The sequence below is a fragment of the Microbacterium sp. genome (assembly GCF_030149085.1).
Lineage (GTDB): Bacteria > Actinomycetota > Actinomycetes > Actinomycetales > Microbacteriaceae > Microbacterium.
In genome coordinates this window covers 1-2794 of record NZ_JASBSF010000200.1, presented here as the reverse complement: position 1 = coordinate 2794, position 2794 = coordinate 1, and the positions used below count along the sequence as shown (strand labels likewise).

At 67.8% G+C, this 2794-nt stretch carries 1 protein-coding gene, 3 tRNA genes and 1 pseudogene; 2 read left to right on the top strand and 3 right to left on the bottom strand.

The features are described from left to right. Window positions 1–24: 24 nt before the first annotated feature. The 3 genes from Q1V87_RS08025 to Q1V87_RS08015 all read right to left on the bottom strand — a co-directional run bounded on the left by Q1V87_RS08025 (window position 25) and on the right by Q1V87_RS08015 (window position 335). A tRNA-Phe gene (locus Q1V87_RS08025) sits at window positions 25–97 on the bottom strand. Window positions 98–168: 71 nt separating this feature from the next. Continuing rightward, window positions 169–242: transfer RNA gene (locus Q1V87_RS08020), tRNA-Asp, on the bottom strand. 20 nt (window positions 243–262) lie between these two features. Then, window positions 263–335: transfer RNA gene (locus tag Q1V87_RS08015), tRNA-Glu, on the bottom strand. A 175-nt stretch (window positions 336–510) separates the two neighbouring features. On the opposite strand from Q1V87_RS08015, the gene Q1V87_RS08010 reads away from it, so the two are divergent. Both Q1V87_RS08010 and Q1V87_RS08005 read left to right on the top strand, forming a co-directional pair. Beyond that, a complete protein-coding gene (locus Q1V87_RS08010; RefSeq protein ID WP_300591630.1) occupies window positions 511–2262 on the top strand; it encodes a CocE/NonD family hydrolase in 1752 nt (583 codons plus the stop codon). A gap of 93 nt (window positions 2263–2355) precedes the next feature. Next, window positions 2356–2794 (top strand): annotated as a pseudogene (locus tag Q1V87_RS08005) (M23 family peptidase); the annotation flags it as partial.

Genomic DNA, 2794 nt, shown 5'->3' with positions numbered 1-2794 from the left:
GTAGAAGCCACACGAGGGTCCCAGTGGCTCCGACGGGCGTCGATCCCGTGACCTCACGATTTTCAGTCGTGCGCTCTACCAACTGAGCTACAGAGCCGCACGGCAGCCGAAGTTGCCGCGTCCTATACGCGAAGAGCCCTTCCGAAAAAGGGCCCGTCGCTTTCGGAGCGACCCTGACGGGACTTGAACCCGCGACCTCCGCCGTGACAGGGCGGCACGCTAACCAACTGCGCTCCAGGGCCATGCTTATTCAATTGTAGGGTGACCCCAACGGGATTCGAACCCGTGCTACCGCCGTGAAAGGGCGGCGTCCTAGGCCGCTAAACGATGGGGCCGGATGAACTCCAGCATCCTTCGAAAAGGACCCCGGGGGCTCACGCTTACCGACGGTCAAGCATACGCAATACCCGAGGGATCCGCCAATCGACGGTGCGACACACGGATGCCGACCTGCAGCCTCCCACGCGGGTCTACCCGCGACGCAGCTGAGCCGGCGGTAGCGTCGGGCTCGTGCCGGTGCCGCCTCCGCAGAGATTCCGCCGCTCGCCGGCGTGGTTTCTCGGTCGCATCGTGCGCCGCATCCGTCTGTTCGCGAAGCCGCTTGTGGATGTCGCGACCGACGAGCCGGACTGGATTGTCGAGCGCGACGTCCCGGTCACGATGCGCGACGGGACCGTGCTGCGGGTCAACGTGTTCCGCCCGCGCGGCGATGAGCCGGTGCCGGTCATCATGTCGGCGCATCCGTATGGAAAAGATGCAGTGCCGGCGCGCTCGCGCAGCCTCCGCGCCGTCAACCCGCAGTACCGGATCATGCCGCAGCCCGACCGCGTCCGAATCTCGGCGTGGACCGGATGGGAGGCGCCGGATCCGGCGTTCTGGGTGCCGCGCGGCTACGCCGTCGTGAACGCGGATGCCCGCGGCGGCGGTACGTCGGAAGGACAGGCCCATCTGTTCGAGGCACAGGAGGCCGACGACTACGAAGACCTCATCGCGTGGGCGGGGACCCAGCCGTGGTCGACCGGCAAGGTCGGCCTCGACGGGGTCTCGTACCTCGCGCTCTCGCAGTACGCGGTAGCGGCCCGGGCGCCCGAGCACCTTGCTGCGATCTGTCCGTGGGAGGGATTCAGCGACCTCTACCGCGACTTCGTCTGGCCCGGCGGCATCCATGAGAACGGGTTCTCGGTGCTGTGGTCGACCCTGACCTCGCGCGCTGCCCGGGTTGCGTCACCCTCGCTGCGCCGGGAGTTCGCGCGGCACACCACGCGCGACCAGTGGTACCGCGACCGCACCCCCGACATCGATCGCATCGGAGTCCCGATGCTCGTCTGTGCCAGCTTCTCAGATCACAACCTCCACACCCGCGGCTCCTTTGAGGTCTTCCGTCGCGTCGGCCGGGCGCTCCCTGAGCGACCCGCGCGCTGGCTCTACACGCACCGCGGAGGCAAGTGGGCCACGTACTACAGCGCCGATGCCGCCAGCATCCGGGCCCGCTTCTTCGATCACACCCTGCGCGGGCTCGACAATGGCTGGGATGCACTTCCTCCGGTGCGGCTGGCCGTGTATGAAAGCGGCCCGATCCCGGTAGCTGTCACATCGGAGTCGGCGTGGCCGCCGGCGGACCTGCGGATGCGCCGCCTGCACCTCGACGGCATGGATGGTTCCCTCGGCGACGACCCATCACGGGCGACCGCGCAGACCGGCTTCGCGATGAATGGCCCGGGCCTCGAATGGGCGTGGCGCATCCCCGAAGGCCTGGACGTCATTGGACCGATGTCGCTGCGGCTGCACGTATCGGCGCGGGCCGCCGACGATCTGACGCTGTTCGTCGGCGTGCGCAAGGTAGCGGACGGTGCCGTCGTGCCGTTCGAGGGGTCGTACGGATTCGACCGGGCGTGGATGTCGTACGGATGGCAGCGGGTGAGTTACCGCGACCTCGATCCAGACCTCACAACCGACCTGCACCCTGTCCACACCTTCGAGCAGCGAACGCCGATTCGCCCCGGCGAGATCATCCCGGTCGACATCGAGGTGCGCGAGCACGCGACCCGGTTCCGGGCGGGTGAGGAGCTGAGACTCGTCATCCGCGGCCGCTGGGTCCACAGCCGCAACCCCGTCACGGGGAGTTTCCCGGCCGGATACGCGCGCCGTCGAGGCGGCACCGCGATCATCCACACCGGACCGGAGCATCCGTCATCGCTGCTGCTGGGACACCGGCCGCCGGCCGGATCGCCCGGGGAGCCATGGCTCTATGAGGCCTCGTGACCGGATGCCGAACCCCGACTTCCCTCGCGAAACCTGTTGTTTGTGTGACTGATGTTGTTAGTGTGAATACGTTCTGTGTGACAGGAGGAACCGGTGGAGCTCGAATCGAGCGCTGAGGAGTGCGGCTGCGCGCCCACGCCCCGCGAGCGTCGTGCGCTCTCGCGCCGCTCCGCCCTGGGCATCGGAATCACGGGCGGGCTCCTGCTGTTTGGCGGCGCCTCGGCCTTCAGCCTCGCACCTGCCTTCGCAGAGTCGTACCCCAGCTGGGATGACGTGCAGAACGCCAAGGCGAATGAGGCTGCCAAGTCCCGGGAGGTCACCCGTATCGAGGGGCTGATTCGAGACCTGACTGCCGAGGTCGAGCGCACACAGGCAGAAGCACAGCGCCTCTCGGATGAGTTCTACGTCGCGCAGCAGGCGTACTTCGACGCCGCCAAGCGTGCCGATGACCTGCAGGCGCAGGCTGACGAGCAAGCCGCGGCAGCCGATGAGGCTGCGCAGAAGGCCGGTCGCGTCGCCGCGCAGCTCTACC